The organism is Streptomyces krungchingensis (genome assembly GCF_054729265.1).
The window spans coordinates 7,350,964-7,377,941 of record NZ_JBPUKY010000001.1 but is presented as its reverse complement, the minus strand read 5'-3'; the positions used below and the strand labels follow the sequence as shown (position 1 = coordinate 7,377,941).

28 protein-coding genes are annotated in these 26,978 nt (G+C 71.7%); 9 read left to right on the top strand and 19 right to left on the bottom strand.

The window, feature by feature from the left end:
• Positions 1 to 314: 314 nt before the first annotated feature.
• Positions 315 to 596: an acylphosphatase gene (locus tag ACSYGO_RS32435; protein ID WP_095936900.1), complete on the bottom strand. Its 282-nt coding sequence runs from the start codon at positions 594 to 596 to the stop codon at positions 315 to 317.
• A gap of 154 nt (positions 597 to 750) precedes the next feature.
• On the opposite strand from ACSYGO_RS32435, the gene ACSYGO_RS32430 reads away from it, so the two are divergent.
• Positions 751 to 1,719 (top strand): CAP domain-containing protein, encoded by a 969-nt coding sequence (locus ACSYGO_RS32430; RefSeq protein ID WP_460388604.1) that lies wholly within the window; start codon positions 751 to 753, stop codon positions 1,717 to 1,719.
• A gap of 219 nt (positions 1,720 to 1,938) precedes the next feature.
• On the opposite strand, the gene ACSYGO_RS32425 is transcribed toward ACSYGO_RS32430, so the two are convergent.
• Together ACSYGO_RS32425 and ACSYGO_RS32420 are read right to left on the bottom strand one after the other, a co-directional pair.
• Positions 1,939 to 2,157 (bottom strand): hypothetical protein, encoded by a 219-nt coding sequence (locus tag ACSYGO_RS32425; protein WP_426677963.1) that lies wholly within the window; start codon positions 2,155 to 2,157, stop codon positions 1,939 to 1,941.
• A gap of 102 nt (positions 2,158 to 2,259) precedes the next feature.
• Positions 2,260 to 2,859 carry a flavodoxin family protein gene (locus tag ACSYGO_RS32420; RefSeq protein ID WP_426677962.1) on the bottom strand — a complete coding sequence of 200 codons (600 nt, stop codon included), beginning with the start codon at positions 2,857 to 2,859 and terminating at the stop codon, positions 2,260 to 2,262.
• A 130-nt stretch (positions 2,860 to 2,989) separates the two neighbouring features.
• Here ACSYGO_RS32420 and ACSYGO_RS32415 point away from each other — a divergent pair, with 130 nt between their 5' ends.
• Positions 2,990 to 3,424: a winged helix-turn-helix transcriptional regulator gene (locus ACSYGO_RS32415; RefSeq protein WP_426677961.1), complete on the top strand. Its 435-nt coding sequence runs from the start codon at positions 2,990 to 2,992 to the stop codon at positions 3,422 to 3,424.
• Positions 3,425 to 3,495: 71 nt separating this feature from the next.
• Here ACSYGO_RS32415 and mutM read toward each other — a convergent pair whose 3' ends face one another.
• The 8 genes from mutM to recG all read right to left on the bottom strand — a co-directional run bounded on the left by mutM (position 3,496) and on the right by recG (position 10,958).
• A complete protein-coding gene (mutM, locus tag ACSYGO_RS32410; RefSeq protein ID WP_426677960.1) occupies positions 3,496 to 4,356 on the bottom strand; it encodes a bifunctional DNA-formamidopyrimidine glycosylase/DNA-(apurinic or apyrimidinic site) lyase in 861 nt (286 codons plus the stop codon).
• 165 nt (positions 4,357 to 4,521) lie between these two features.
• On the bottom strand, positions 4,522 to 5,361 hold the full coding sequence (rnc, locus tag ACSYGO_RS32405; protein ID WP_345658648.1) for a ribonuclease III: 840 nt from the start codon (positions 5,359 to 5,361) through the stop codon (positions 4,522 to 4,524).
• A gap of 19 nt (positions 5,362 to 5,380) precedes the next feature.
• Positions 5,381 to 5,554, bottom strand: coding sequence for a 50S ribosomal protein L32 (gene rpmF, locus ACSYGO_RS32400; protein WP_028802425.1), 174 nt, complete (start codon positions 5,552 to 5,554; stop codon positions 5,381 to 5,383).
• A gap of 2 nt (positions 5,555 to 5,556) precedes the next feature.
• Positions 5,557 to 6,210 carry a YceD family protein gene (locus ACSYGO_RS32395; protein ID WP_426677959.1) on the bottom strand — a complete coding sequence of 218 codons (654 nt, stop codon included), beginning with the start codon at positions 6,208 to 6,210 and terminating at the stop codon, positions 5,557 to 5,559.
• 195 nt (positions 6,211 to 6,405) lie between these two features.
• Positions 6,406 to 7,488: a DivIVA domain-containing protein gene (locus ACSYGO_RS32390; protein ID WP_426677958.1), complete on the bottom strand. Its 1,083-nt coding sequence runs from the start codon at positions 7,486 to 7,488 to the stop codon at positions 6,406 to 6,408.
• 99 nt (positions 7,489 to 7,587) lie between these two features.
• Complete coding sequence (gene coaD, locus ACSYGO_RS32385; RefSeq protein ID WP_306453579.1) at positions 7,588 to 8,067, bottom strand: pantetheine-phosphate adenylyltransferase; 480 nt, start codon at positions 8,065 to 8,067, stop codon at positions 7,588 to 7,590.
• A gap of 26 nt (positions 8,068 to 8,093) precedes the next feature.
• Positions 8,094 to 8,681: a 16S rRNA (guanine(966)-N(2))-methyltransferase RsmD gene (gene rsmD / locus ACSYGO_RS32380; protein ID WP_426677957.1), complete on the bottom strand. Its 588-nt coding sequence runs from the start codon at positions 8,679 to 8,681 to the stop codon at positions 8,094 to 8,096.
• A gap of 39 nt (positions 8,682 to 8,720) precedes the next feature.
• Entirely contained in the window at positions 8,721 to 10,958 is a 2,238-nt protein-coding gene (recG, locus tag ACSYGO_RS32375; RefSeq protein WP_426677956.1) for an ATP-dependent DNA helicase RecG, read from the bottom strand.
• A gap of 167 nt (positions 10,959 to 11,125) precedes the next feature.
• On the opposite strand from recG, the gene ACSYGO_RS32370 reads away from it, so the two are divergent.
• Both ACSYGO_RS32370 and ACSYGO_RS32365 read left to right on the top strand, forming a co-directional pair.
• Complete coding sequence (locus tag ACSYGO_RS32370) at positions 11,126 to 12,964, top strand: HSP90 family protein (protein WP_426677955.1); 1,839 nt, start codon at positions 11,126 to 11,128, stop codon at positions 12,962 to 12,964.
• Positions 12,961 to 15,951: a tetratricopeptide repeat protein gene (locus ACSYGO_RS32365; protein WP_460388600.1), complete on the top strand. Its 2,991-nt coding sequence runs from the start codon at positions 12,961 to 12,963 to the stop codon at positions 15,949 to 15,951. The genes ACSYGO_RS32370 and ACSYGO_RS32365 overlap by 4 nt, the downstream gene beginning before the upstream one ends.
• A gap of 383 nt (positions 15,952 to 16,334) precedes the next feature.
• Here ACSYGO_RS32365 and ACSYGO_RS32360 read toward each other — a convergent pair whose 3' ends face one another.
• A complete protein-coding gene (locus ACSYGO_RS32360; protein WP_460388598.1) occupies positions 16,335 to 18,116 on the bottom strand; it encodes a DAK2 domain-containing protein in 1,782 nt (593 codons plus the stop codon).
• Between the two features lie 259 nt (positions 18,117 to 18,375).
• On the opposite strand from ACSYGO_RS32360, the gene rpmB reads away from it, so the two are divergent.
• Positions 18,376 to 18,561: a 50S ribosomal protein L28 gene (gene rpmB / locus ACSYGO_RS32355; RefSeq protein WP_004924906.1), complete on the top strand. Its 186-nt coding sequence runs from the start codon at positions 18,376 to 18,378 to the stop codon at positions 18,559 to 18,561.
• Positions 18,562 to 18,848: 287 nt separating this feature from the next.
• Here rpmB and ACSYGO_RS32350 read toward each other — a convergent pair whose 3' ends face one another.
• Positions 18,849 to 19,814: a thiamine-phosphate kinase gene (locus tag ACSYGO_RS32350; RefSeq protein ID WP_345657278.1), complete on the bottom strand. Its 966-nt coding sequence runs from the start codon at positions 19,812 to 19,814 to the stop codon at positions 18,849 to 18,851.
• Positions 19,815 to 20,020: 206 nt separating this feature from the next.
• On the opposite strand from ACSYGO_RS32350, the gene ACSYGO_RS32345 reads away from it, so the two are divergent.
• Complete coding sequence (locus ACSYGO_RS32345; RefSeq protein ID WP_028802415.1) at positions 20,021 to 20,254, top strand: Lrp/AsnC family transcriptional regulator; 234 nt, start codon at positions 20,021 to 20,023, stop codon at positions 20,252 to 20,254.
• 20 nt (positions 20,255 to 20,274) lie between these two features.
• On the top strand, positions 20,275 to 20,784 hold the full coding sequence (locus ACSYGO_RS32340; RefSeq protein ID WP_426677951.1) for a DUF3515 domain-containing protein: 510 nt from the start codon (positions 20,275 to 20,277) through the stop codon (positions 20,782 to 20,784).
• Between the two features lie 25 nt (positions 20,785 to 20,809).
• Here the strand turns inward: ACSYGO_RS32340 and ACSYGO_RS32335 are convergent, their stop codons facing one another.
• From ACSYGO_RS32335 to ACSYGO_RS32325, 3 genes are all read right to left on the bottom strand, one after another.
• Positions 20,810 to 21,967, bottom strand: coding sequence for a D-alanine--D-alanine ligase family protein (locus ACSYGO_RS32335; RefSeq protein WP_095936875.1), 1,158 nt, complete (start codon positions 21,965 to 21,967; stop codon positions 20,810 to 20,812).
• Between the two features lie 149 nt (positions 21,968 to 22,116).
• The gene (locus ACSYGO_RS32330) at positions 22,117 to 23,127 is read right to left on the bottom strand and encodes an NAD(P)H-dependent glycerol-3-phosphate dehydrogenase (RefSeq protein ID WP_426677950.1); all 1,011 of its coding nucleotides are present in this window, start codon (positions 23,125 to 23,127) and stop codon (positions 22,117 to 22,119) included.
• The gene (locus tag ACSYGO_RS32325; protein ID WP_460388595.1) at positions 23,124 to 23,900 is read right to left on the bottom strand and encodes a lysophospholipid acyltransferase family protein; all 777 of its coding nucleotides are present in this window, start codon (positions 23,898 to 23,900) and stop codon (positions 23,124 to 23,126) included. Before ACSYGO_RS32325 ends, ACSYGO_RS32330 begins: the two co-directional genes overlap by 4 nt.
• A gap of 145 nt (positions 23,901 to 24,045) precedes the next feature.
• On the opposite strand from ACSYGO_RS32325, the gene cofC reads away from it, so the two are divergent.
• Both cofC and ACSYGO_RS32315 read left to right on the top strand, forming a co-directional pair.
• Positions 24,046 to 24,693, top strand: coding sequence for a 2-phospho-L-lactate guanylyltransferase (cofC, locus tag ACSYGO_RS32320; protein ID WP_435228622.1), 648 nt, complete (start codon positions 24,046 to 24,048; stop codon positions 24,691 to 24,693).
• A gap of 112 nt (positions 24,694 to 24,805) precedes the next feature.
• Entirely contained in the window at positions 24,806 to 25,009 is a 204-nt protein-coding gene (locus tag ACSYGO_RS32315) for a hypothetical protein (RefSeq protein WP_426677947.1), read from the top strand.
• A gap of 75 nt (positions 25,010 to 25,084) precedes the next feature.
• Here the strand turns inward: ACSYGO_RS32315 and ACSYGO_RS32310 are convergent, their stop codons facing one another.
• The 3 genes from ACSYGO_RS32310 to leuD all read right to left on the bottom strand — a co-directional run bounded on the left by ACSYGO_RS32310 (position 25,085) and on the right by leuD (position 26,973).
• Entirely contained in the window at positions 25,085 to 25,735 is a 651-nt protein-coding gene (locus ACSYGO_RS32310) for an HU family DNA-binding protein (RefSeq protein ID WP_426677946.1), read from the bottom strand.
• Between the two features lie 138 nt (positions 25,736 to 25,873).
• Entirely contained in the window at positions 25,874 to 26,104 is a 231-nt protein-coding gene (locus tag ACSYGO_RS32305) for an SCO5555 family protein (protein ID WP_028802407.1), read from the bottom strand.
• Between the two features lie 275 nt (positions 26,105 to 26,379).
• Positions 26,380 to 26,973, bottom strand: a complete 594-nt coding sequence (gene leuD / locus ACSYGO_RS32300; protein WP_426677945.1) for a 3-isopropylmalate dehydratase small subunit — start codon at positions 26,971 to 26,973, stop codon at positions 26,380 to 26,382.
• Between the last annotated feature and the right edge of the window lie 5 nt (positions 26,974 to 26,978).

Below are 26,978 nucleotides of genomic sequence, written 5' to 3'. Positions count from 1 at the left end.
ATGCTTGACACTGCTGATGTCCTGCTGCCGTTCCACATGCCAAACAGCTAAGGTGCGCGGGGCTTTCAGCGTCTCACCAAAAAGTTTGACGGTCAACACGATCACGCCCCGTATTGGGGGGCAACCCGCTGTCGCGCGGCCCTGTGACGGCTGCGCTGCGACTCCTGCGGGGCCCTCGGGGCGTGGAGATCATCCTTCTCTGGGGAGCCTGCCACTTCTCGCCGTTCTTGGCAACCACCAGGTCATTTCTGCTCCCGGCAGGTGCCTGTGGCATGCCCGGCCCCCGTCCGGCGAGGTCACCGGGGTGGATGTCGTCAGCGGATGGCGAAGCCGTCGTAGATCCCGCGGGGCGTGTCCCAGATCTCAGTGACTCCGTCGACCCGGCCGGGCGTGTCGTCGCCCTGGAGCCAGTCGAGCAGACTCTGGCAGTCGTCCCGCGGGCCCTCCGCCACGACCTGGACGCGTCCGTCGTCCAAATTGAGAGCAAAACCACTCAGCCCGCCGATCTCCAGGGCCTTGGCGCGCGTGAACCAGCGGAAACCCACACCTTGGACCCTTCCGCGCACCCAGACGACCAGCCGTGCAACCTCGTTCATGGGTGCACGCTAACCGGACAATGTCTCTCGGAGCACTTCCCCCCCACGCGGCATGGGGTACCGTCCCGACCCAATGAGCCTCACAGGAAACTCACTCTTTCGAGTGAGGTTCATCTGGGGATCGCTGACCGCAAGATCGAGGAAGGCCCAGGAGATGGGACGCCACCGACGCTCCGCCGCCGGCCGCGCCGCCACAGGGCGCGCCACCGGGGTCACGGACACACACGGTGCTCGCACGGAGAGTTACGGCCCGGAGAATCTGTACGGCTACGCGGCCGTCGCCGACCTCCCGCCCACCGCCGCCGCCCGCTCGCACCGCAAGCGCAAGACGGTGACGCCCGTGCGCACGGGTCTGCTCGGTGTGTCGGCGGCCGTGGCACTGGGCACCGTCGCCGTCGCGACCGGCGTACTGCCGGGCAGCGAGAACTACTCGCTCGGTCGCGGCAGCAACAACTCCGACAATGTGCAGGCCGCGAGCTCCCCCTCCTCCCTGGAGACCCAGCAGGGCGGCACGTCGGGCACCGCGGACGACTCCCGCGACGACGGCACCCCGACGAGCCGTGACGCCCAGCGCTCCGTCTCGCCCCCGGCCGCCCCGTCGACGTCGCCGGCCGCGCCGACCACCACGGCACCCCCGAAGGAACACCCCTCCAAGCCCGCCAAGACGAAGGCGCCCAAGCCGAGCAAGCCGGCCAAGCAGGCCACCAAGGGGCCGAAGACCAAGGAGCCGGTGGCGGTGTCCGCGGAGACGGCGGCGGAGGCCGAGGTGCTGCGCCTGGTCAACGAGGAGCGGGCCAAGGTCGGCTGCAGCCCGGTGGCGGCGAACAGTTCCCTGTCCGAGCTGGCCCAGTCGTTCAGCGAGGACATGGCCCTGCGCGACTTCTTCGACCACACCGACCCGGCCGGGCTCAGCCCCTGGGACCGTGCGGCGCAGGCCGGGATAACCGGCCTGGGCGGCGAGAACATAGCCCGTGGCCAGGCCACCGCCGAGGCGGTGATGGAGGCCTGGATGAACAGCCCTGGCCATCGCGCCAACATCCTGAACTGCGACTTCAAGACTCTCGGGGTCGGGGCCCACTTCGGCTCGGGCGGCCCTTGGTGGACGCAGGACTTCGGTTACTGAGACACGGGAGTCCGGTGGCCGGGACGGCCGCCGGTTCCGTGGCCTGTGGCCGCGACTGCTTCACGGCCTCTTCCACGGCGGTCCCTACAGGCCGGCGTCAGCGACTTTCACGGCGGTCCCTCGGGGCCGCCGTCGGCTTCTTCCACGCGGTCCCCAGGGGCCGCCGTCGGCGTGTACACCCGGAGGGGCCGCCCGCGCGGGCCGGGTTCGGGCGGCCGCTCACCCCTGGCCGCTCCCCCGCCGCCCCAGGCTGCGCAGCTCCCACCAGGCCGCCGGGGTCCGGCCCCGCTCCTGCCAGTAGGGATGGAACAGCACTGCGGTCGACAGCCGGTACAGACGCCGGCGCAGCTCGGTCCGGCCGGGCTGCTCGGCCAGCCGACGGTAGGTGGCGCTCCAGTCCTGCTGCGTCTGGACGAGATCGTCGGGAAACGGTCGCATGACGCGATTCAATCATGTGTTCGATTTTTCTTGCATCAAGGCGCGCACCGGCAGCATCACCCCCTCACGCCCCGCGGCGCGGACACCGCGAGGGGTATCACCTCAGGCGGCCACCCCGGCCACCGCCACGCGCCCCAGCGCGAAGACGCGAGCCGCCTCGGCGATCCTGCGGCCGAGGTGCTCGGCGGTGGCGATGTCGGCCTTGTGCACGCCGTCCGGACCCTCGTCGACATTGGTCTGCGCGGCGGCGCCGGCGAAGACGCCGAGGCGGTTGAGGTCGTGCTCGGAGGCCGTGCTGCTGTTCCAGCCCGGGTGCAGACCGAGGTTGATCCAGTTCATGCCGTGCTGCGCGGCGAGGATCTGGAAGAACTGAAGCGTGTGCAGCTTGTCGCCGCTCTTGGAACCGGAGTTGGTGAATCCGGCGGCGAGCTTGTCCCGCCAGTCCTGGCCGAACCAGCGCTTCGAGGACGCTTCGGCGAAGGCGTGGAAGGCGCCGGAAGCGGTGCCCATGTACGTCGGCGAGCCGAACACGATCGCGTCCGAGGCGTCGAGCAGTTCCCACTGCGCGTCGGTGATCTCGTCGACCTTGATCAGCTCGACCTGGGCGCCGGCCTCGGCGGCACCGGCGCGGACGGCATCGGCGAGCACGGCGGTGTGGCCATGGCCGGAGTGGTAGGCGATGGAGACAAGGGGGGTCGTCACGGTTCGTTCTCCTCAGGGACGAAAGCGGGCAGCGCCATCTGCGCTGCTCACTGAAGATGACGAAAGGAAAGCACTAACTTTTAGTTAGTGCAACCTTCTGGTTAGCGCTATCTCCGCGTATGCTCCAGGTATGGAATCTGTCGCGCAGACCGCCGAGGGCACCGACAGCGGCCGGAGCGCCGCCTGCGTGCAGGGCAAGGACCTCGCGTACAACGTGTTCGCCCGCAGCTGCCCGTCCCGGGGCACGCTGGAGCACGTCACCGGGCGATGGGGCTCACTGACGCTGGGCGCGCTGCACGACGGCACGTTCCGCTTCAACGAGCTGCGCCGCCGTGTCGACGGCGTCAGCGAGAAGATGCTCTCCCAGACGCTGCACGCGCTGGAGCGCGACGGTCTGGTGCACCGCGAGGCCCAGCCCACCAACCCGCCCCGCGTCGACTACCGGCTCACGCCGCTGGGCCGCGAGGTCTCCGAGCGCCTGCTGACCCTCATCGACTTCGTCGAGGGGCACATGGACGACGTGCTGGAGGCCCGCGAGCGCTACGACGGGACACGCGAGCCCTAGGGAGTGCCGCGCCACCGTCACGGTCGCGGGGAGAAGACGAGGCGTACGCCCACGGGAGCGCACGCCTGTCGTCAGGCCGGGAGGCGTGGCGCCCGCTGGCAGCGCGGGCAGAAGTAGCTCGACCGGTTCATCCAGGCGCGTCGCCGCATCGGCGTCCCGCACCGCCGGCACGGTTCGCCCTCGCGGCCGTACGCGTCGAGCGAGCGGTCGAAGTAGCCCGACTCGCCGTTGACGTTGACGTACAGGCTGTCGAAGCTGGTGCCGCCGGCGGCCAGCGCGTCGTTCATGACGTCACGGATGTGCCCGAGGAGTTCCGCGGTGCGGGGACGGGTGAAGGTCCCCGTGGGGCGTTCGTAGTGCAGCCGGGACCGCCAGAGCGCCTCGTCCGCGTAGATGTTGCCGACCCCGCTGATCAGCGACTGGTCGAGGAGGGCCCGCTTGATCGTGGTACGGCGGGCGCGCAGCGCCGTGTGGAACGCGGCGTCGTCGAAGAGGGGGTCCAGCGGGTCGCGGGCGATGTGCGCGATCACGTCCGGCAGGCCGTCGGGGGTGTTCTCGTGCAGCGAGAGCCCGCCGAAGGTGCGCTGGTCCACGAACCGCAGTTCGGTGCCGAGGCCGTCCTCGAAGCGGATGCGGATGCGCAGGTGCTTCTCGTCCGGGGCGTCCTGCGGCTGCACGAGGAGCTGTCCGCTCATGCCGAGGTGCGCGAGCACGGAGAACGGGGAGTCGTCGAGGGGCAGCCACAGGTACTTGCCGCGCCGTCGGGCCTCACCCACGCGGTGCCCCGCGAGGGCCTTCGCGAAGCCCTCGGGGCCCGCGAGATGGCGGCGCACGGCCCGTGGATGCCGCACCTCGACGGTCTGTACGACGCGTCCGCTGACCCAGCGCTCCAGGCCCCGCCGCACGACTTCGACCTCGGGCAGCTCGGGCACGGGACTCCTTCGGAGGGGTGGTACGAGGGGGTAGTGCCCGAAGGGTACCTCGCGCTCAACGGCGCGCGACGGCGCGGCCGTTGCGGACGGCGCCCCGACGCCCGAACCCCGTCGCGGCGCGAGCGCTGCGACGGGGTTCGGGTACTGCGTCCGGCTGTGAAGGAGTCAGGCCGTGGCCGCGTCGCTCGTCGGTGCCGAGGGGGTGTCGGCGGTCCCCTCGGCGGCCCGGGCCGCCTGTTCGGCGGCGGCCTCGGCCGACTTTGCGCGTTCGTCCGCGGCGGCACGGATGGCACGCCACGCGGACTCCGCGGCTTGCTGCTCCGCCTCCTTCTTGCTGCGGCCGGTGCCGGTGCCGTACGAGACGCCTCCGACGCGGGCGGCAGCAGTAAAGGTCTTCTCGTGGTCCGGGCCGGTCTCCGAGACGAGGTACTCGGGAACGCCGAGCCCTTCCGTCGCGGTGAGCTCCTGGAGACTGGTCTTCCAGTCCAGGCCCGCGCCCAGATTCGAGGACTTCTCGATCAGCGGGTCGAAGAGACGGTGGACGAGCTCGCCCGCCGCGTCCAAGCCCTGATCGAGATAGACCGCGCCGATCACCGCTTCGAGGGTGTCGGCGAGGATGGATGCCTTGTCCCGGCCACCCGTGCCTTCCTCGCCCCGGCCGAGCCGGATGAAGGAGCCGAGTTCGAGCCCGCGGCCCACCTCGGCCAGCGCACGTGAGTTGACCACCGCGGCCCGCAGCTTGGCCAGCTGGCCCTCGGGCAGGTCGGGGTGGGTGCGGTACAGCGTGTCCGTGACGACGAGGCCCAGCACGGAGTCCCCGAGGAACTCCAGGCGCTCGTTCGTCGGCAGACCGCCGTTCTCGTACGCGTAGGAACGGTGGGTCAGTGCACGCACCAGAAGGGCGGACTCGACCTTGTAGCCGAGCCGCCCTTCCAGAAGCGTGTGGGACGAGGCTGTGTTGTCCGCCTTTTTCTTGGCGTTTGATTCCGCCTTGGCGTCAGACATCAGACCTCTCACCAGCCACTCAGACTTCGAGGACCTGGCGCTTGTTGTAGGTGCCGCAAGCCGGGCAGGCGATGTGCTGCTGCTTGGGCTCGTGGCAGCGCTCGCACGCAACCAGGGTGGGGACCGCAGCCTTCCACTGCGACCGGCGGTGGCGCGTGTTGCTGCGCGACATCTTCCGCTTCGGAACAGCCACGGCTACTTCTCCTGCTTCTCGTCGACGTGCGCTGAAGGAAGCGCGCCGCCGCTCATCTCGTCCTTCTCGCCATCTTCGAGTGAACCGGCGAGTCCCTGCAGTGCCGCCCAACGGATGTCGACGGCGTCGTGGTGGTGGTCCGGGTCGTCCGCGAGCCGGGCTCCGCACTCGGAGCACAGGCCGGGGCAGTCGTCCTGGCACACCGGCTGCATCGGCAGTGCGAGCACCACCGCATCACGCAGCACGGCTTCGAGGTCGAACAAGCCGTCCTCGACAAAGAGCCTGTCCTCGTCTTCCTCGGCGTCGTCGGCCGGCTCCGCTTTGACGCGGCCCCGGTCGTCGGCGTCAGGGTACGAGAACATCTCCTGGAAGTCCGCTTCGAGCTCCTGCTCCAGCGGCTCCAGACACCTTACGCACTCCCCCTTGGCCGACGCACGGGCGGTGCCTGTGACAAGCACCCCTTCCATGACCGACTCAAGCCGGAGTTCGAGCTCCACCGGGGCGCCTTCCGGCACTCCGATGACTCCCGGGATCCCCAGATCCGCGGGGGCGTCGATCGTGCGGGTCAGGCGCTGCATCGCACCAGGACGCCGCCCCAGCTCGTGTGTGTCGAACACGAGAGGGTTGCGGTGGTCGTGGTGGGTGTTCAGGGCCATTCCTGCTTTCGATCCTCGAAGCTCAAGAGCCACTGCCCCTGGTGTTCCGGGCAGCGGTGATCGCGGACGTACGCGCGACCGAAGAGCCAGGATACTGGACCTTTCGCTCTCGGCCCAATCCGGTGCCCGTCCCCGGTTCCGGGCGCCGGAGCGCGCCCGTGCGTGTCCCGCCCGGGCGACCGGCCCGCGCCGGCCTCAGTGCCCGCCGCGCCCCTGCTCGTACGCCCGCAGCTGCTCGGCGCTGATCATGCTGGTGTCGAAGAGGCTGGTCTCGTCGAGGGTGTGCGCCTGCTGGTCCGCGGCGTGGCCCTGCGGCTCGGCGTAGGCCTGTCCGCCGCCGTCGTAGGCGGCCTGCTGGCCGTAGGCCTGCTGCTGCGGGTAGGCAGCGTACGGGTCGGCCTGCTGGTAGCCGTAGGCGTCCTGCTGGGCGTACTGCTGCTGGTAGCCGTACGGGTCGGCCGGCTGCTGCTGGTAGGCGTAGGCCTCCTGCTGGCCGTAGGACGGCTGAGCGGGGACCTCGGGGGCCTGGGTGGGCTGCTCGGGGGCGGCGTCCGCGAGCTCGGCCAGTCCGGCCAGGTAGTCGGCGTCGCTGGTGTGCCGGCCGGGCGTCCCGTCCTCGTCGAAGGCGCTCAGGTCGCCGAGGTCGTCGGAGGCGATCCGGCCGTGCAGCTTCTGGCGGCCGCGGCCGACGGCCTCCAGGGTCTTGGCGAGGACGGCCTCGAAGGCCCCGAGCTTGACGTCGACGTACTCGTCGGCGTTGCGGCGCAGGGTCTCCGGGTCGTGGCTGCGCTCGGGGGCATCCTCGTCCTCGTACCCCTGCTCGTCGAGGCCGGGGCCGGTGCCGAGGAGCTTCTCGCGGCCGCGGCCGACGGAGCCGAGGGTCTTGGTGAGGACGACCTCGAAGTTGGCGAGCTTGGAGTCGACGTAGTCGTCGGCCTCCACACGGATCTCCTCGGCCTCCTGGCGGGCCTCGGCCAGGATCCGGTCCGCCTCGTTCTGCGAACGGCGGGCGACCTCGGTGTCGGAGATCAGGGAACCGCGCTCGGCGTGCGCGGACTCGATGATCCGCTCGGCCTCCTGGCGGGCCTGCTCGACCATCTGCTCGCGCCCGCCGATCAGCTCCTGGGCCTGGGCGAGGGAGCCGGGCAGCGCCTGGCGCACCTCTTCGAGCATCGAGAGCAGCTCGGCGCGGTTGACCACGCACGAGGCCGACATGGGCATGGAACGGGCGCCGCCGACCGTCGCGACGATCTCGTCGAGCTTCTTCTGCACGTCCACCGTGTGCTCGCCACTCTCTACAGCTGTGTTGGAGACGGACGGGTCGACTGTACGACCACTCCCGCCCCTCCCGACACCTGGTGACGGACTGTCAGGGTCTCAGCCCTTGCCGAGCCGCTCGGTGAGCGCCTCCAGGACCACCGGCGGCACCAGGTGAGAGATGTCGCCGCCCCAGTTCGCCACCTCCTTGACGAGCGAGGAGGACAGGAAGCTGTAGGTGGGGCTGGTCGGGATGAAGAGCGTCTCGACGCCGGAGAGGCCGTTGTTCATCTGGGCCATCTGGAGTTCGTAGTCGAAGTCGCTGACCGCGCGCAGGCCCTTGACGATGGCGGGGATGTCGCGCTGCTTGCAGAAGTCGACCAGCAGGCCGTGGTAGGCCTCGACCTGGACGTTTCCGTAGTCGGCGGTGACCTCGCGGATCAGCTCGATCCGCTCCTCGACGCTGAACAGGCCCTTCTTCGCCTGGTTGATCATCACCACGACGTGCACGACGTCGTAGAGCCTGGAGGCGCGGGCGATGATGTCGAGGTGTCCATTGGTGATGGGGTCGAATGACCCCGGACAGACGGCGCGGCGCAACAGTGGTCCCTCGCTCTCCGGTCCGGTCATCGTGCGTCTTCGCACGTAGAGGCGGCGCGACCGTACCAAAACGTGCCTTCGCCGTAACGACGGGCCCTGATCGCTTCGAAGCCGTCCGGCCAACCGAATGCGCCGCCTCTGGTGCTGCGCTCCACGGTGACGAGCGCTTCGGCCGCGAGCCAGCCCTCCGAGCGGAGTGTGAGCAGAATCTCGCGAAGATCGTCGTCCGTGACGGCATACGGGGGATCCAGGAAGACCAGGTCGTACGGTGACGCGGGCGGTGCCGTGCGGATGATCTGTTCCGCTTTGCCCGACCTGACCTCGGCTCCGGGCAGGCCCAGCGACTTCACGTTCTCCCGGATGATCCGGGCGGCCCGGGCATCGGCCTCGACGAGCAGGGTGTGTCCGGCGCCGCGGCTGAGCGCCTCCAGGCCCACGGCGCCCGAGCCCGCGTAGAGGTCGAGGACGCGCTCTCCGTCGAGGGGGCCGCCGAGCAGTGACTGCCAGGTGGAGAAGAGGCCCTCACGCGCCCGGTCGGAGGTGGGCCGGGTGCCGGTGCCCGGCGGGACGGCCAGTCGGCGTCCTCCGGCCCGGCCGGCGATCACGCGGGTCATGAGGGTCCTTTGCTGCGGGGATGTGTCGGGTCCAGTCTGTCAGCCCTTCTCCAGGTACTGCTCGCGCTCCTCGTCGAGCAGCGCGTCCAGCGCGGTGCGCAGGCCCGGCAGCTGCTCCAGGGCCGGGTCGGCGACGACGACCGCGGTGGCCTCCTCACGGGCTTCGGCGATGATCTCCTCGTCGTCGATGACGGCGAGCATCCGCAGGGACGAGCGGACGCCGGACTGGGCCTGGCCGAGGACGTCGCCCTCGCGCCGCTGCTCCAGGTCGATGCGGGAGAGCTCGAAGCCGTCGAGGGTGGACGCCACCGCGTTCAGCCGCTGGCGCGCCGCACTGGCCTCCGGCATCTCGCTGACCAGCAGACAGAGTCCGGCCGCCGAGCCGCGGCCGACGCGGCCGCGCAGCTGATGCAGCTGGGACACGCCGAAGCGGTCGGCGTCCATGATCACCATCGCGGTGGCGTTCGGTACGTTCACGCCGACCTCGATGACCGTCGTGGCGACGAGGACGTCCGTCTCGCCCGCGGCGAAGCGGCGCATCACGGCGTCCTTGTCGTCGGGCTGCATCCGTCCGTGCAGGATCTCCACCTTCAGTCCGCGCAGGGGGCCCTGGGCGAGCTGGTCGGCGATGTCGAGGACGGCGAGCGGCGGGCGCTTCTCGGCCTCGTCCTCGGGGGACTTCTTCTTGGTCTTCTTCGCGTCGGCGTCGGCGGCGGCGTCGGCGGCGTCGGCGGCGTCGCCGATGCGGGGGCAGACGACGTACGCCTGGTGGCCGTTCTCCACTTCCTCGCGCACGCGCTCCCAGGCGCGCGCGAGGAAGTGCGGCTTGTCGGCGGCCGGGACGACATGGCTGGCGATCGGCGAGCGCCCGGCGGGGAGCTGGTCGAGGACGGAGGTCTCCAGGTCGCCGAAGACGGTCATCGCGACCGTGCGCGGGATCGGGGTGGCGGTCATCACCAGGAGGTGCGGGGGCTGCTTGCCCTTGCCGCGCAGGGCGTCGCGCTGCTCGACGCCGAAGCGGTGCTGCTCGTCCACGACGACCAGGCCCAGGTCGTGGAACTGCACCTTGTCCTCGATCAGCGCGTGCGTGCCGATGACGATGCCGGCCTCCCCGGTGACCAGGTCGAGCAGTGCCTGGCGGCGGGCAGCCGCGCCCATGGAGCCGGTGAGCAGCACGACCTTGGTGGAGTGCTCGGCCCCGCCGAGCATGCCGCCCTCGGCGAGCTCCCCCATCATCTCGGTCACGGACCGGTGGTGCTGCTGGGCGAGGACCTCGGTGGGCGCGAGCATGGCGGCCTGTCCGCCGGAATCGACGACGGCGAGCATGGCGCGCAGGGCGACCATCGTCTTTCCCGATCCGACCTCTCCCTGGAGCAGCCGGTGCATGGGGTGTTCGGTGGCGAGGTCGTCGAAGATCTCCTTGGAGACCTTCTGCTGGCCCTCGGTGAGCGTGAAGGGCAGCTTGGCGTCGAAGGCGGTGAGCAGGCCGTCCGCGCGGGCGACGCGGGCGACTGCCGGGAGCTGCGCGTCGGCGTGCCGGCGGCGGGCCAGGGCGACCTGGAGGACGAAGGCCTCGTCCCATTTGAGCCGGGCGCGGGCGTCGTGGATGTCCGCCTTGGTGTGCGGGCGGTGGATCTTCAGGAGGGCCTCGGGGAGCGTGACCAGCCCGCGGCCGTCGCGCAGGGAGTCCGGGAGGGGGTCGACCGCCTCCTGGGCGCTGGGCAGCACCGTCTGCACGGACTTGGCGATCTTCCAGGACTCCAGCTTGGCCGTGGCCGGGTAGATCGGGATGAGGGCGCCGGCCCAGGAGTCGACGCTCTCGGCGGCCTCGTCGCCGTCGCCGCGCAGCAGCTCGTACGCCGGATGGGCCAGCTGGAGACGGTGGTTGAAGACGGAGACCTTGCCGGAGAACATCGCACGCGTGCCCGGCAGGAGGTCCTTGTGGGGCTTGTGCACGCCGTTGCCGAAGAAGACCAGCTGGAGGCGGCCGCTGCCGTCCGTGATGGTGACTTCGAGACGCTGGCCCTTGCCGCGCGGCGCCCGGGACGAGGCGAAGGTGTGCAGGCGCGCGTCGGCGACCTGGGCGACCACCGTCACATGCTCGTCCATGGGCAGGTCGGCGAGGTGGGTGAGCTGACCGCGCTCCTCGTACCTGCGGGGATAGTGGTGCAGGAGGTCGCCGACGGTGTGCAGGCCGAGGTGCTCGGCCATCACCTTCGCGGTGGCGGGACCGAGCACCTTCTTCAGTGGTTCTTCGAGCACGGGCACGAGATCCATTGCACACCACCACACTGACAATGCCGTATACGTCCTGGAAATCCGCTGGTCAGGCGGGTCGTTCCGGGCCTAGGATGACGCGTTCCGGCCCTCTTCGCGGTCACCGTCCGCCGGGACCGCCCGACCCCGCGCCGTCGCCCGTCCCCCCACCCACCGGCGCAGCGACGATGGACTCCCAGACCTCACAGTCATCCCAGGCACCTCAGTCACCTCATACGTTCCAGGTCGACCTGCGCGGTCTGGTGGACCTGCTCTCCCATCACCTCTACTCCAGCCCCAAGGTCTATCTGCGCGAGCTGCTGCAGAACGCGGTGGACGCGATCACCGCGCGGCGGGCCGAGCAGCCGGACGCCCCGGCCACCGTGCGCCTGCATGCCGAGGGCGGCGCGCTGCGGGTGGAGGACTCCGGTGTGGGGCTCACCGAGGCCGACGTGCACAGCCTCCTCGCGACCATCGGCCGCAGTTCCAAGCGGGACGACGGCCTGGAGTCGGCGCGCTCGGACTTCCTGGGCCAGTTCGGCATCGGCCTGCTCGCCTGTTTCGTGGTCGCCGAGCGCATCCGCGTCGTCAGCCGCAGCGCGCGCACGCCCGACGCGGCGCCCGTGGAGTGGACGGCGGCCGACGACGGTTCGTACACCGTGCGGACGCTGCCCGCCGAGGCGCGCCCCGAACCGGGCACCACCGTGCACCTGGTGGCCCGCGCCGGGGCCGGCGAGTGGCTCACCGAGGAGCGGGTCCGGTCGCTGGCGCGGGACTTCGGCTCGCTGCTGCCGTACGACCTGCGGGTGGGCGACGAGGCGGTCACCGACCTGCCGGCGCCGTGGGACCGCGCGTACCCGAGCCCCGCCACCCGGCGGGTGGCCCTCGCCCGGCACTGCCACGACCTGTTCGGGTTCACCCCGCTGGACGCGATCGACCTGAAGGTGCCGCTGGCCGGCATCCGCGGTGTCGCGTACGTCCTGCCGACCGCCGTCAGTCCCGCCCAGCGGGCGAGCCACCGGGTGCATCTCAAGGGCATGCTGCTCACCGAGCGGGCCGAACAACTGCTGCCCGACTGGGCGTTCTTCGTGCGCTGCGTGCTGGACACGGACAGTCTGCGGCCCACCGCCTCCCGCGAGTCGCTGTACGAGGACGAGACCCTCGCCGCCGTGCGCGAGGCGCTCGGTGAGCGCATCCGGTCCTGGCTGACCGGGCTGGCGGCCGGGGACCCGGAGCGGCTGTCGGCGTTCCTGTCGGTGCACCACCTGGGGGTGAAGTCCCTCGCCCGGCACGACACGGACATGCTGCGCACGATGCTGCCGTGGCTGCCCTTCGAGACGACCGACGGCCGGCTGTCCCTGGAGGAGTTCGCGCAGCGGCACCCCGTCGTGCACTTCACGCGCACCGTCGAGGAGTACCGGCAGGTCGCGCCGATCGCGTCCGCGCAGGGCGTCGGCGTCGTCAACGGCGGCTACACGTACGACAGCGAGCTGGTCGAGGCGCTGCCCTCGGTGCGCCCGGGCACGGTCGTCTCGGAGCTGGACGCCGACACGGTGACCGCGCACCTGGACGCGGTCGACCCGGGCGAGGAACTGGCCCTGTCGGCCTTCCTGGCGGCGGCGCGGGCGAAGCTCGACCCGCTGGGCTGCGACGTCGTCCTGCGCGCCTTCCACCCGCTCTCGGTCCCGGCCCTGCACCTGGACGACCGGGCCGCCCGGCACGAGCAGGCCCGCGCGGAGGCCGAGGAGCAGGCCGACGACTTGTGGGCCGGCATTCTCGGCTCGCTGCGCGGCAGCGCGCCCCGCGCGCGGCTGGTGCTCAACCACCTCAACCCGCTCGTCCGGCGGATCGCTTCCCTGGCCGACCCGGAGCTGATCGGCACCGCCACCGAGTCGCTGTACGGTCAGGCACTGCTGATGGCCCAGCGCCCGCTGCGGCCCGCGGACTCCGCGCTCCTGAACCGCTCGTTCATCGGCCTCCTCGAGTGGGCCACCCACACCGACCCGGGGAGGGACGACCGCGGATGAGCGGGGCCATGGACTTCGACACCCTGCGCCAGGAGATGGCGGACAACCACGAGCAGCCCGAGGGGCCCGCACGCAACGCGCGCGCGGAGCAACTGCTCGTCGAGGCCGAGAAGCTGAACATCCCGCTCGCGGTCGTCGAGGCGCTCGGACACCAGCTGAAGGTCTACAACTACAGCTCCGAGAAGGACAAGATGTTCGTCCCCTTCGCGCGCCTGCTGCGCATGTGGGACGAGCACCCGGAGGACTTCGACGAGTACGAGATCCACTCGCTGCACTGGGTGTTCAAGTGGATGTCGGCCGGAATGCTGGACCAGCCGCACATCCCGCTCGCCTCGATCGAGAAGTGGCTCGGCGAGATGGAGCACCGCTACCGGCTGGCCGGCCACTCCGAACGGGCCGTGCGGGGCGCGGAGTTCAGCGTCGCCGCGCATCTGGGGGACCTGGAGCGCGCGGACCGGGCGTATGCCGCGTGGCTGGCCGCCGACCGGGACAGCATGGCGGACTGCCACGCGTGCGAGCTGCACAGCCAGGGATGGTGGCGCGCGGAGCGGGACGCCGACGCGGAGGCGCTCGACCTGTGGGCTCCGGTCCTGGAGGGCGCGTACACGTGCGCCCACGAGCCGCACACCGTCCTCGCGTCGTCGCTGCTCCCCCTGCTGCGCCTGGGCCGCCTGGAGGAGGCCCGCGCCCACCACCTCCGGGGCTTCCGGCTGGTGCGCGCCATGGAGAGCATGCGCGGGGCGTACGCGGACCACGTGGAGTTCTGCGCGCTGTCCGGGAACGAGGCCCGTGCCCTGGAGCTCCTCGCCGAGCGGCCCGCGTACTTCACGGACTCCGGGGACCCGCGCAGCAAGCTGGACTTCATGGCGGTGGTGGCCCTCCTGATGGACCGCCTGACCTCCCTCGGCCTCGGCGGGCAGACGGTGCCCGGCCCCGCCGGACGCGCGTGGACCGCGGCGGAACTGGCCGTCCACGCGCGCGGGGAGACCCTCGCGCTGGCCGCGCGCTTCGACTCCCGCAACGGCACCTCCTACGTGAGCGAGCGGGCCCGGGCGCGCATGGACCGGGCGCCGCTGGTGGACCGGCTGCCGCTGGGCGTGCGCTCCGCCCGCCCCGCGCCCGCCGGTCGCGCCGAGCCGGCGCCGGAGCACCGGCCGCAGGCGGCGGGTGCCGTCGCCGCACCGGACCTGCCGGCGCTGCTCGCGGAGGCCCGGCGGCTGTCCGGGCTGCGCAGCCCGGACGCGGTGGAGGCGTGGGCGGCCGTCTCACGCGCCGCCGAGGGTCACGAGCTGACGGCCCGCGACCGCGCGGAGATCGCCGACCACGAGGCGATGGGCCGCGGTCCCGAGGGTGCCGGCCTGTTCCGCCGCGCGGCTGAGCTGTACGCGGAGGCGGGCGACCCCGGTGAGGCGCTCGCGGCCCGCGCCCGCGCCGCGTACGTCCACGCCCTGTCCGCCGGAACCGAGGAGGCGCTGGCGGAGACGGCGGAGCTGTACGCCGAGGTGCTCGCCCTCCACGCCCGGGGCGGTACGGGAGTGCCTCAGACGGCGTCCGTGCTGATCGGGCGGGCGCGGGCGTGGATGCACCGGGTCGACGAACTGGAGAGCGCGGGCGAGGCCGCGGGCCCGGACGCCGCGGCCGCGACCCGGACGGCCGGGGCGGCCGCGCGGGAGTTGCTCGCGCTCGTCGGGCCCCACGTCGGCGAGGACGTGGCGCTCGCCTCGCGGGCCGCGGAGGCGCGGGCGATGCTCGGCGAGCTCGCGGCGCGCGCCGACGACGCCGAGGCCGCCGTGGAACACCTCTCGGCCGCCGTGGACGGGTTCGTCTCCGCCGGGCTGCCGTGGTTCGCCGTGGAGTACGACTCCCGGCTCGCCGGCATCGCGATGCAGCTGGGCGACGCAGCCGCCGCGGAACGGGCGGCCCGCGCGGCGCTGGAGCACTCGGGCGCGTACCTGGAGCCGATCGGCCACGCCCAGCTGCATCTCCAGCTCGCCGAGATCCTGGGCGCCGGCGGGCAGTTGGGGCCCGCCGCGGAACAGGCACTGGAAGCAGCGCACTGGGCCGACGAGGCGGGCGAGGCCGGCACGCTCGGCGCCTGGGCCCGGCACCAGCTCGGCGGGCTGCTGCTCCGCCAGGGGCGGTGGGCCGAGGCGGCCGAGGTGCTGGAGTCGGCGCTGCCCGACCTGACCGCCGAGATGCACGGGGACGGCGCGATCGTCCAGACGCGGTGGTGGCTCGGTGACTGTCTCACCGAACTAGGCGAACACCGTGAGGCCGCCGGGCACTGGCTGCGGGCCGCGGACATCGCCCGGCACTGGCCCGAACAGCACGACCACGCGATGCTCGCGCATCTGGCCGCCGAGGCCCTGGGGCACGCCGGTCTGGCCGACCGGGCCGAGCAGGCGTACGCCCGTGCCGGCGACCTGTGGCGCGCGCTCGGCAACGTCCACGGGCTGGTCAGGTCGCTGCGGGCGCGCGCGTGGACCGCGACGCGCACGGAGGCCGGGCTCGACTCCGCGCGGGAGCTCATGGAGACGGCCGTGCGCGCGTGCGAGTCGGCTCTCCGGGCGGAGTCCGCCTCAGCGTCCGGCTCCGCCTCCGGGGCTCCGGAGGACGAGGACGCGCGGGAGCGCCTAGTCGCCGAACTCGGCCACACCTACCGCCAGTTCGGTGATCTCGTGGCCCGTTCCGTGTCCGGGGACGAGGAAGAAGCCTCCGCCGGGGCGGCGTTGGAGGAGGCCCTCGCCCATGTCACGCGGGCGATCGCCGTGTTCACCTCGCTCGGCGACGACGGCGTGGGCGCCCGGACCGGGGCCGAACTCGCCGCAGGCTGGCTGGAGGCCGACCTCGGCCGCCCCTCTGCGGCTGCCGCACGCGCGCGTGCGGTGCTCTCCGCCTGCACGGGGCTGGACGGGGAGACGGCGGGGGCCCGGCGGCCCGAGGCGGAGCGGATGCTGGGGCTGGTCGAGGGGCTCCCGGGGGATTGAGCCGGTGCGGCCGGGCCTGCGGGGTTCGCCCCCTCCGCGGACCGGGGTGTCCCCTCCACCGACCGGAGGGTTCACCGCCTTCCGCGGACCGGGGTGTCCCCTCCACCGACCGGAGGGCTCGCCGCCTTCCGCGGACCGGGGTGTCCCCTCCACCGACCGGAGGGCTCGCCGCCTTCCGCGGACCGGGGTGTCCCCTCCACCGACCGGAGGGCTCGCCGCCTTCCGCGGACCGGAGAACTCGCCCGCTCCACCCCTGCCCGTCCCTCGCTCCTGGGGCTGCGCCCCCGGACCCCCGATTCGGCCTGGACGGCCTCGTCGTCAAACGCCGGACGGGCTGACTTCAGCGCGTCCTGCCCTTGAGGACGAGGGCCGGGGCGCCGCCGCTACTCCACCCCGATCAGCAGCAGCGCACCCTGCCGGCCGCCCCGGTACACGACTGTGTCGACCGCCAGGTACGACTCCCTGACCCGGGCTTCCAGACGGGGCACCACGGACTCGGGGGCCTCGTCGCCGAGGACGAGCGTGACCATCTCGCCGCCGGCGGCGAGCATGCGGTCGATGACCGTCTCGGCGGTGGCCGTGACGTCGGAGCCGATCACGGCGACGTCGCCGTCGATGAGGCCGAGGACGTCCCCGGCCTGGCAGATGCCGGCCATGGTCCAGGACTGCCGTTCGGCGACGACGACTTCGGCATGGCGGGTGGCACCGGCCGCCGAGGTCATGGCGACGACGTCCTCGTCGAATCGGCGGTCCGGCTCGTGCACGGCGAGCGCGGCGATGCCCTGCACCGCGGACCGCGTCGGGATGAGCGCGACCCGGACGCCCTCCGCGCGGGCCTGCTCCGCGGCCGCCGCCGCGGTGTGCCGCAGCTCGGCGTCGTTCGGCAGCAGCACCACCTCACGCGCGTGGGCCCGCCGTACGGCCTCGACGAGCTCCCCGCTGGCGGGCGGCTCCCCGGGCCGGGCGAGCACGGCGGTCGCCCCGGCCTCCGTGTACAGCCCGGCCAGTCCCTCGCCGGGCACGACGGCCACCACCGCGCGCTGGGCACGCTCCCGCGGCGGACGCCCGGCCGCGCCCGCGGTGTGGACGTCGCCGAGCCCGAAGTGAGTGATCCGGATCCGGTACGGGCGCCCGGCCTCGACCCCCGCCTCCACGGCGGCGCCGGCGTCGTCGACGTGCACATGGACGTTCCACAGCCCGTCCCCGCCGACCACGACGAGGGAGTCCCCGAGACCGTCGAGGCGCTGCCGGAGCCGCTCCACGGCCGCGTCCTCCGCCTCCAGGAGGTAGATCACCTCGAAGGCGGGCCCGCCGTCCTCCGGTCCGTCGTCCGTGCACGCGTCGGCGGGCGGGGACGCCTGGGCCGTGGTCGTCCCGTCACGCGCGCGGGCGGGCGCGGGCACCGCGAGCAGGCCGGGCGACTCCCCCGTGAACGTCTCCACGAGGGCCGCGAGAACGGCCACCAGCCCGCGCCCGCCCGCGTCGACGACTCCGGCGCGCCGCAGGACGGCCAGCTGCCCGGGGGTCGCGGCGAGTGCGGCGCGAGCCCCTTCGTGGGCCGCGCGCGCGACCGCCGCGCAGTCGCCCTCGGCGCCGTCCGCCGCGTCGGCCGCGGCGGCGGCGACCGTGAGGACGGTGCCCTCGACGGGGTGGGCGACGGCCAGGCGGGCGGAGTCCGCGGCGTGCCGCAGAGCGAGCCGCAGTCCCTGCCCGTCGGTGTGAGTGGTGTCACCGTCGGCCGCGAGGACCTGTGCCATGCCCCTCAGCAGCTGCGCGAGGATCGTCCCGGAGTTGCCGCGTGCCCCGATGAGCGCTCCGTGGGCCATCGCCCGCACGGCGTCGGCGAGGCTGGGGCCGCCGGCCGCCCGCACCGCCCCCGGACCTCCGCGCGTGTCGACATCGGTGCCGGTGCCGGCCGGGGCACCGGTGTCGTGGGGGTCCCGGGCGTCCGTGACCGCCATCGTCTCGTGGCCCGCGAAGACCGCCTCGACGGCCGCTGACGCCGACTCCACGGTCAGATACAGGTTGGTCCCCGTGTCCCCGTCGGCCACCGGGTAGACGTTGATCGCGTCGATCTCCTCGCGGGCCCGTCCCAGCGCTTCGAGCGCGAGCCCGCACCAGGTGCGCACCGCGAGAGCATCGAGTGTCTGCGGCACCTGCGGCACCTGCGCCTCCTTGAGCTGCTGAACGTGGGACGCAGCGTAGACCCAGAACGGGTTACTGCCGGTAGGGCCCCTGATGAGGGCGCGGACCTGGTGGCGGGCCGGTCATGGTAGTTTCGTTCTCCGGACGCAGTCGTTGTATGCTGCTCCAGTTGCCCGATCCGATCGGGCCTTCCCCCTGGCACCGCCACTCAGATCCTAGATCCTGATCCCGGCATGCCGGGATCAACCGTAAGTGCATCTGAAGTCTTTGGAGTGACCCGTGGCTGCCAACTGCGACGTCTGCGGCAAGGGGCCGGGCTTCGGCAACAACATCTCGCACTCGCACCGCCGTACGCCCCGTCGCTGGAACCCCAACATCCAGCGCGTCCGTACCGTGGTCGGCGGGACGCCGAAGCGCGTGAACGCTTGCACCTCGTGCATCAAGGCCGGCAAGGTCTCGCGCTGACAACCGCTAGCGCGCGGCCACTGCTGGTTCGCTTGCACTGAACCGGTCCACCTTTCCGGGTGGGCCGGTTTTTTGCTGTGCCCGCACCGCGGCGGACACGTCACCGTGCACGCTTCCGCGGCACCGGGCACGCTCTCCCGGCGGGCACGGGCCGACACAAGTGACACAGGTGCCATGGCGAACACCGCCGCCTCCGGCACGTACGAGGCCGCCCGTGGGCCCGGCACGGACTGTGCCGGGCCCACGGGCGGCCCCCTTCGTGTTCCGCGGCCCCGGGGCCGCCAGGGTCACGCCTCCATGTCGCCGAAGTGGTCCCAGCCGCCCTTGTTCGTCCAGGGCGCCCCGTCCACGGTGACCTGAGGGAGTGCCGACGGGTTGAGGACCTCGCCGATCACCTTCCAGCGGGCGGGCAGCTTCACGTCCGGCGGGAACGTCGCCACTATCGCGTGGTCCTCTCCGCCGCTGAGCACCCACTGGAGGGGGTCGACGCCGACGGCCTGCCCGATGTCGTTCATCTGGGAGGGGATGTCGATGTCGCCGGAGCGGATGTCGATGCGCACCTTGCTGGCCTCGGCGATGTGCCCGAGATCGGCGATCAGGCCGTCGCTGACGTCGCACATCGAGGTGGCGCCGAGTCCGGCCGCCGCGGGACCCGCGTGGTACGGCGGTTCGGGGCGCCGGTGGGCCTCCACGAAGGCCCGCGGCGAGCGGAAGCCCCGCGAGAGCACCGCGTACCCGGCCGCCGACCAGCCCAGCCAGCCCGTCACCGCGACGACGTCGCCGGGCTGGGCGCCGGCCCGGGTGACCGGCTCGTGGTTGCGCAGATCGCCGAGCGCGGTGATCGCGACGGTGATGGTGTCACCGCGTACGACGTCACCGCCGACCACGGCCGCGCCCGCCACCTGGCACTCGTCGCGCAGTCCGTCCATCAGCTCGGACGGCCAGGTCGCCGGAAGTTCGGCCGGCACGACCAGGCCGAGGAGCAGCGCGGTCGGTACGGCGCCCATCGCGGCGATGTCCGCGAGGTTCTGCGCGGCCGCCTTGCGTCCCACGTCGTACGCCGTGGACCAGTCACGGCGGAAGTGCCGTCCCTCCAGCAGGATGTCGGTGCTCGCCACGACCCTGCGGTCCGGCGCGGCCACCACCGCGGCGTCGTCGCCGGGACCGACCCGGACGGCCGGGGTGGTGGTGAGACGCGAGGTGAGCTCTCGAATGAGCCCGAACTCCCCCAACTCGCCCACGGTGCCCTTCATGATCGCACTGCTCCCTCTCTCGCTGCCCGTGCCCGGTCGCGAGCCGTCTCCGTACTCGGTACGGTCGAGTTGACCGTCAACTTGTGCAGTCCGCCCACCCCGGCGCGCAAGCCCCAGTCACCGTGGGTCTCCCCGCGGCGAGCGGCGACGCGATACCGTGGCGTTCCTTTTCCCCACATGATCCTCGTGGCCGCCCTGGAGGTTCCGTGGTACAGGCGTACATCCTGATCCAGACGGAGGTCGGCAAAGCGTCGACCGTCGCCGAGACGATCAGCAAGATCCCGGGGGTGATCCAGGCAGAGGACGTGACAGGACCGTACGACGTCATCGTGCGCGCCCAAGCCGATACCGTCGACGAACTCGGCCGCATGGTGGTCGCGAAGGTCCAGCAAGTGGACGGCATCACCCGTACCTTGACCTGCCCGGTCGTGCACCTGTAGCCCCCGTCTACCCTTGGCCGGTGAACTTCTTCCGTCACCGGTGCTCCGCTTTCCTCGGACTGCCCGCCCTGGCCGTGCTGATCACGATCGCGGGCTGCTCCTCAGCAGACGACGGTGACTCCGTCGCGGTTCCGAGTCCGGACACGAAGGTCACCGAGCTGTGTCAGAACCTGGACAAGGCGCTGCCGCGGAAGGTGGACGGCCTCGGCCGCCAGGACCCCGAGCCCCGGTCCGCGCTGACCGCGGGCTGGGGAAGCCCGGCGATCATACTGCGCTGCGGTGTGGAGCGGCCCGCGAAGATGGTCGATCCCAAGGTGGCGCTCGGCGACGACCCGAAGGCCGTCGGCGGCCGAGTGAACGGCGTCGACTGGCTGATGGAGAAGCGGGACGACGGATCGACCCGCTTCACCACCGCACAACGCCGTGCCTACGTCGAGGTGACCGTGCCGGAGGGACGGGACACCTCGGGCATGCTCGTCGACCTCGCCGCCTCCATCAAGAAGGCGATCCCCAAGGGGATCGCCGACTGACCCGGACGTCGTCCGGAACGCGTGCTCAGCGCAGGCCGGTGGACCTGCGCAGCGCCGCCTGCACCAGGCGGTCGACCAGCTCCGGGTAGCTCACCCCGGTCTCCTGCCACATGCGCGGGTACATGGAGATGGGCGTGAACCCGGGCATCGTGTTGATCTCGTTGATCACGAACTCGCCGTCCTCGGTGAGGAAGAAGTCCGCGCGGACCAGGCCCTCGCAGGAGGCCGCCTCGAAGGCCTCGACGGCCAGCCGCCGTACCTCGGCCGTCTGCTCCTCGGTGAGCGGCGCCGGGACGATGCCGTCGGCCGAGTCGATGTACTTGGCCTCGAAGTCGTAGAACGCGTGCGACTGCACGGGCGGGATCTCCGCCGGGACCGAGGCGCGCGGGCCGTCCTCGAACTCCAGGACGCCGCACTCGATCTCGCGGCCGCGCAGCAGCGCCTCCACGATGATCTTCGGGTCGTGGCGCTGGGCCTCGGCGATCGCCTCGTCGAGGCCGGAGAGGTCGTCCACCTTCGTGATGCCGAACGAGGAGCCCGCGCGCGCGGGCTTCACGAACAGCGGCCAGCCGTGCTCGCCCGCGAAGTCGATGATCTTCTTGCGGGCGGCCGACTCGTCGCGCTCCCACTCGCGGGGCCGGATCACCACGTACGGGCCCACCTTCAGGCCGAACGAGGTGAACACCCGCTTCATGTAGTCCTTGTCCTGGCCGACGGCGGACGCGAGCACGCCCGAACCGACGTAGGGCACCCCGGAGAGCTCCAGGAGGCCCTGGAGGGTGCCGTCCTCGCCGTACGGGCCGTGCAGCATGGGGAAGACGACGTCGACCTCGCCGAGGGCCTTGGGGACCGAACCCGGTTCGCTGTAGACCACTTCGCGGTTGGCGGGGTCGACGGGGAGCACCACGCCGCCCTCGCTCGACTCGGCGAGCTGCTCGACGCTGGGCTGCTTGCGGTCGACGATCGCCATGCGTTCAGGCTCGTCCGCGGTGAGCGCCCAACGGCCGTCCTGGGTGATGCCGATCGGCAGTACGTCGTACTTCGTCCGGTCGATGGCGCTCAGGACGGCGCCGGCGGTCACCACGGAGATCCCGTGTTCGGAGCTGCGGCCGCCGAAGACGACGGCCACGCGCGGCTTGCGAGGCGGCTGCTCAGGGCTCTGGGGGAGGTTCTCGGTGCTCATATCGCGTTGAGAGTACCCGTTGGTAGTGCGGTGAGTCAGCGCCCCACGACGGCCGTTGCTCAGCGTCGCGCGGACGGTCGCTCAGCGTCGCGCGAGCGGCCGCGGGCGACCGCCCGCCGGACCGTTCCCGGCACCGCCGGCCGGGCCGTTCAGCGGCGTTCGGGCTTCGCGCTGCGCGACATCAGCTCCTTGAGCGCGACCACCGGCGGCTTGCCCTCGTGGACGATGCTGACGACCGTCTCCGTGATGGGCATGTCGACGCCGTGCCTGCGGGCCAGATCCAGCACGGACTCGCAGGACTTGACGCCCTCGGCGGTCTGCCGGGTGACCGCGATGGTCTCCTGGAGCGTCATGCCTCGGCCCAGGTTGATGCCGAAGGTGTGGTTGCGCGACAGCGGCGAGGAGCAGGTCGCGGCGAGGTCGCCGAGTCCCGCGAGGCCGGAGAACGTCATGGGGTCGGCGCCCATCACGAGCCCGAGGCGGGTGGTCTCGGCGAGGCCGCGGGTGATCAGCGAGCCCTTGGCGTTGTCCCCGAGGCCCATGCCGTCGGCGATGCCCACCGCGAGACCGATCACGTTCTTGACCGCGCCCCCGAGTTCGCAGCCCACCACGTCGGTGTTGGTGTACGGGCGGAAGTACGGCGTGTGGCACGCGGCCTGGAGGCGCGTGGCCACCGACTCGTCACGGCAGGCGACCACGGCGGCGGCCGGCATCCGCTGGGCGATCTCCTTGGCGAGGTTGGGCCCGGTGACCACGGCGACCCGGTCGGACGAGACCTTGGCGACCTCCTCGATGACCTCGCTCATCCGCTTCACCGTGCCGAGTTCGACGCCCTTCATGAGCGAGACGAGCACGGTGTCCGGGGCGAGCAGCGGAACCCACTCGGCCAGGTTGCCGCGCAGCGTCTGCGAGGGCACGGCGAGCACGGTGAAGTCCGCGCCGCGCGCCGCCTCGGCCGGGTCCGTGGTGGCCCGCAGGTTCTCCGGGAGTTCGATGCCCGGCAGGTAGTCCGGGTTCATGCGCGTGGAGTTGACCGCGTCGGCGAGATCGCCGCGGCGCGCCCACAGGGTGACGTCGCACCCGGCGTCGGCGAGCACCATGCCGAAGGCCGTCCCCCACGATCCGGTCCCGAAGACGGCCGCCTTGACCGGACTGCTCACGTGCCCTGCCCCTCTTCCTGCTGTACCTTCGCCCGCTCCGTCTCAGCGGCCCTGCGGCGCTGCGCGATACGCACCTCGCGCGGGTCGTAGGGCTTCTCGGGGGCCTTCGCGCCGCGGATCTCCTCCAGCAGCGCGGTGATGGCGGCCATGATGACCTCGGTGGCCTCCTTGAGGAGCTCCGGGCTCATCTCCCTGTCGTAGAAGCGCGAGAGGTCCACGGGCGGGCCCGCGAGCACGTGGTGGGTCTTGCGCGGAAGGAGGTTGGGCTTCTTGGCGTACGGCGGCAGCAGTTCGTTGGCGCCCCACTGGGCGACCGGGATCACCGGGCACTTGGTCTGCAGGGCGACCCGGGCGGCGCCGGTCTTGCCGGTCATCGGCCAGCCGTCGGGGTCACGGGTGAGGGTGCCCTCGGGATAGAAGGCCACGCACTCACCGCGCTCCACGGCGTCGATCGCGGCCCGGAAGGCGCTCAGGGCGTCCGTGCTCTCGCGGTAGACGGGGATCTGTCCGGTGCCGCGCATGGCGGCCCCCACGAATCCCTTCTTGAAAAGGCCGGCCTTCGCGAGGAAACGAGGAACGCGCCCGGTGTTGTACTGATAGTGCGCATACGCGAACGGGTCGACGTGCGAATTGTGGTTCACCGCCGTGATAAATCCGCCCTCGGCCGGAATGTTCTCCATTCCACGCCAGTCCCGCTTGATCAGAACCACCAACGGTGGTTTGCAGAGGACCGCTGCGAAGCGGTACCAGAAGCTGATTCTGCGGCGGGGCACGCGGACACCTTCCTCTAGGGCCTGGGGGGCCGCACAAGTGTCGCCCCAGGCCGCCTGTCTGTCGAGAACACCGTACGCCCCGACATCCGTACCGCCAGGGCCGCCGGGTCACAATGGGGACGCGACTAGGGAGGGTGGAGCGTTCGTGCGGTGGACTGTGGTCGTACCCCTCAAACCCCTGGCGCGGGCCAAGAGCAGGCTGGCGGACACCGCCGCGGACGGGTTGCGCCCCGGCCTCGCGCTCGCCTTCGCACAGGACACCGTGGCAGCCGTGCTGGCCTGCACGGCCGTGCTGGATGTGGCGGTCGTCACGGACGATGTGCTGGCCGGACGGGAGCTGGCGGCCCTCGGCGCCCGCGTCGTCCCGGACGAGCCCGGCGGCGGACTGAACGCCGCCCTGGCCCACGCGGCGACCGTCGTCCGCTCCCGGAGTCCCGAAAGCGCCGTCGCCGCGCTGAACGCCGATCTGCCCGCGCTGCGCCCCACGGAATTGGCTCGGGTGCTCGACGCCGCCGCCGAATTCCCCCGCTCATTTCTCCCCGATGCGGCCGCAATCGGTACGACTCTGCTGGCCGCGTCCCCGGGCCGGGAATTGCTTCCCGCATTCGGCACCGAATCCCGTGCCCGTCATCGCGCCTCGGGCGCCGTGGAAATCGGCCTCGACGCGGTGGATTCCGTACGCCAGGACGTGGACACCGGCGACGACCTGCGGGCCGCGCTGGCCCTCGGTGTCGGCCCGCGCACCGCGGCGGTGGCGGCACACCTGCTGCTTCCCGGACCACCGGGCCGCTGACGGCGGGACGGCCCCGGTTCCGCTCCCCCCGCGGCGCTCCGCGGGACCGCGCCCGCTCCCCCTGCGACCGGTGCCGATCCCGGTGTCGCGGGGCGGTGGATAGGCTTCCCCCATGCAGGCGACCGCGTACACGTACGACCCCGAGACCCACAGCGGCCAGGTGCTGCTCGACGACGGCACGCCGGTGCCCTTCGACGGGCCGGCGTTCGAGGCGGGCGGGCTCAGGCTGCTGCGCCCCGGACAGCGCGTGCGCATCGAGACCGAGGGTGAGGGCGAGACCCGCCGGATCACCCTGATCACCCTGCAGACCTTCTGAGCAGGGCGCGGACATGCCGCGGGCCGGGCTCCCCAGGGGAGCCCGGCCCGGCGCGTGAGGTGCCCTGCGCCGCTGCTACTTGCGGGCGGTGGCCTTCTTGGCGGTGGTCTTGCGGGCCGTCGACTTCTTGGCCGGGGCCTTCTTGGCCGTCGCCTTCTTCGCGGGGGCCTTCTTGGCCGTCGCCTTCTTGGCGGTGGTCTTCTTCGCCGCGGTCTTCTTCGCGGCCGCCGTGGTCTTCTTGGCGGTGGTCTTCTTCGCCGTGGTCTTCTTCGCGGCGGCGGTGGTCTTCTTCGCCGCGGTCTTCTTCACGGCGGCCGTGGTCTTCTTGACCGCCGCCTTCTTGGCGGTGGCCTTCTTGGCCGCGGCCTTCTTGACCGTCGCCGCGGCGCCACCGGTCAGGCTGCCCTTGGGCGCCTTCTTGACGGCCACCTCGCCACCGCGCGGGAGCTTCTTCGAGCCGCTGACCAGGTCCTTGAAGCCCTGGCCCGCACGGAAACGCGGTACGGAGGTCTTCTTGACCCGGACGCGCTCACCCGTCTGCGGGTTGCGGGCGTAACGGGCCGGGCGGTCGACCTTCTCGAAGGAACCGAAGCCGGTGACCGAGACCCGGTCCCCGCCGACAACTGCACGGACGATCGCGTCCAGTACGGCGTCGACCGCGTCGGCGGCCTGCTGACGCCCGCCGACCTTGTCGGCAATCGCTTCTACGAGCTGCGCCTTGTTCACGTCTTCCCCTTCGGAGACATTGCCCGAACGAATGCGTTCAAGCTTTTTCGCACGTTAGGCAGATATATACCGCAAATCAAACACGAAACGGGCTAATCACCCTTGTGCCGCAACGAACTCGGACCGGCGCGGAGTTCCTCAGCGTTCCTCTTCGAGGAATCGACCCTCGTCGAGGTCGTCGGTGAACCGCTCCAGCCGCCTTGTCGCGTCGGCGAGATCGTGCTTGGCCACGGCCGTAATGACCAGCAGCTTCCGGGTCAGCGCCATCCGTACGCCCTCCGGGACTTGCAGTGCGCGCACTCTTGTGTGCGCTTCCTTGAGTTGGGCCGCGACTGCCACGTAGAGCTCGAGTTGGCCGTCGTGTTCCATGCACAGATTGTGCCATCTGGGGCGAGTTGTCGCCTGCTCAGGGGGCAACTGCCGCCCCTCGGGCGGGTCCTGGGCAGCTCGCCGCGGCGCGGCAGCGGAATGCGGGTACCCAGGCAATCTCCCCTGTAACCAAGGGAGTTGAGGCCCTTTCCCGGGGTGTCCGGGGGCCGTTCGGGGGCAGACACAGCTGTACCCCCAACCGTCCACGATTGGGGGTACAGAGGGGTGTTGCGGTGGCCGAAATCAGCCGTGGGCCGGGCCCGTGGGACCGGAGCTCAGACGTGCAGCGTCTTCGGCTTGTACGACGGCCGCTTGGCCTCGTACGCGGCGATGTCGCTCTCGTTCTGGAGGGTGATGGAGATGTCGTCCAGACCGTTCAGCAGGCGCCAGCGGGCGTTCTCGTCGAGCTCGAAGGAGGCGGTGATGCCCTCGGCGCGCACCTCGCGGGCCTCCAGGTCGACCGTGACCTCGGCCTCGGGGTCCTGCTCGGTCAGCTCCCACAGCGCGTCCACGATCTTCTGCTCCAGAACCACCGTGAGCAGGCCGTTCTTGAGCGAGTTGCCGCGGAAGATGTCCGCGAACCGCGAGGAGATGACGGTCTTGAAGCCGTAGTTCTGCAGGGCCCAGACGGCATGCTCGCGCGACGAGCCGGTGCCGAAGTCGGGGCCGGCGACCAGGACCGTGGCGCCCTGGCGCTCGGGCCGGTTGAGGACGAAGGACGAGTCCTTGCGCCAGGCCTCGAACAGCCCGTCCTCGAAGCCGTCCCTGGTCACCTTCTTGAGCCAGTGGGCCGGGATGATCTGGTCGGTGTCGACGTTGCTGCGGCGCAGCGGTACGGCCCGGCCGGTGTGCGTGGTGAATGCTTCCATGACTT

Bases quoted from the DNA above. Each gene is read 5' to 3' on its own strand.
- ACSYGO_RS32435 (WP_095936900.1), bottom strand. From the start codon at position 596: ATGAACGAGGTTGCACGGCTGGTCGTCTGGGTGCGCGGAAGGGTCCAA.
- ACSYGO_RS32430 (WP_460388604.1), top strand. From the start codon at position 751: ATGGGACGCCACCGACGCTCCGCCGCCGGCCGCGCCGCCACAGGGCGC.
- ACSYGO_RS32425 (WP_426677963.1), bottom strand. From the start codon at position 2,157: ATGCGACCGTTTCCCGACGATCTCGTCCAGACGCAGCAGGACTGGAGC.
- ACSYGO_RS32415 (WP_426677961.1), top strand. From the start codon at position 2,990: ATGGAATCTGTCGCGCAGACCGCCGAGGGCACCGACAGCGGCCGGAGC.
- rnc (WP_345658648.1), bottom strand. From the start codon at position 5,361: ATGTCTGACGCCAAGGCGGAATCAAACGCCAAGAAAAAGGCGGACAAC.
- ACSYGO_RS32395 (WP_426677959.1), bottom strand. From the start codon at position 6,210: ATGGCCCTGAACACCCACCACGACCACCGCAACCCTCTCGTGTTCGAC.
- rsmD (WP_426677957.1), bottom strand. From the start codon at position 8,681: ATGACCCGCGTGATCGCCGGCCGGGCCGGAGGACGCCGACTGGCCGTC.
- recG (WP_426677956.1), bottom strand. From the start codon at position 10,958: ATGGATCTCGTGCCCGTGCTCGAAGAACCACTGAAGAAGGTGCTCGGT.
- ACSYGO_RS32370 (WP_426677955.1), top strand. From the start codon at position 11,126: ATGGACTCCCAGACCTCACAGTCATCCCAGGCACCTCAGTCACCTCAT.
- ACSYGO_RS32365 (WP_460388600.1), top strand. From the start codon at position 12,961: ATGAGCGGGGCCATGGACTTCGACACCCTGCGCCAGGAGATGGCGGAC.
- ACSYGO_RS32350 (WP_345657278.1), bottom strand. From the start codon at position 19,814: ATGAAGGGCACCGTGGGCGAGTTGGGGGAGTTCGGGCTCATTCGAGAG.
- ACSYGO_RS32335 (WP_095936875.1), bottom strand. From the start codon at position 21,967: ATGAGCACCGAGAACCTCCCCCAGAGCCCTGAGCAGCCGCCTCGCAAG.
- ACSYGO_RS32315 (WP_426677947.1), top strand. From the start codon at position 24,806: ATGCAGGCGACCGCGTACACGTACGACCCCGAGACCCACAGCGGCCAG.
- ACSYGO_RS32305 (WP_028802407.1), bottom strand. From the start codon at position 26,104: ATGGAACACGACGGCCAACTCGAGCTCTACGTGGCAGTCGCGGCCCAA.
- leuD (WP_426677945.1), bottom strand. From the start codon at position 26,973: ATGGAAGCATTCACCACGCACACCGGCCGGGCCGTACCGCTGCGCCGC.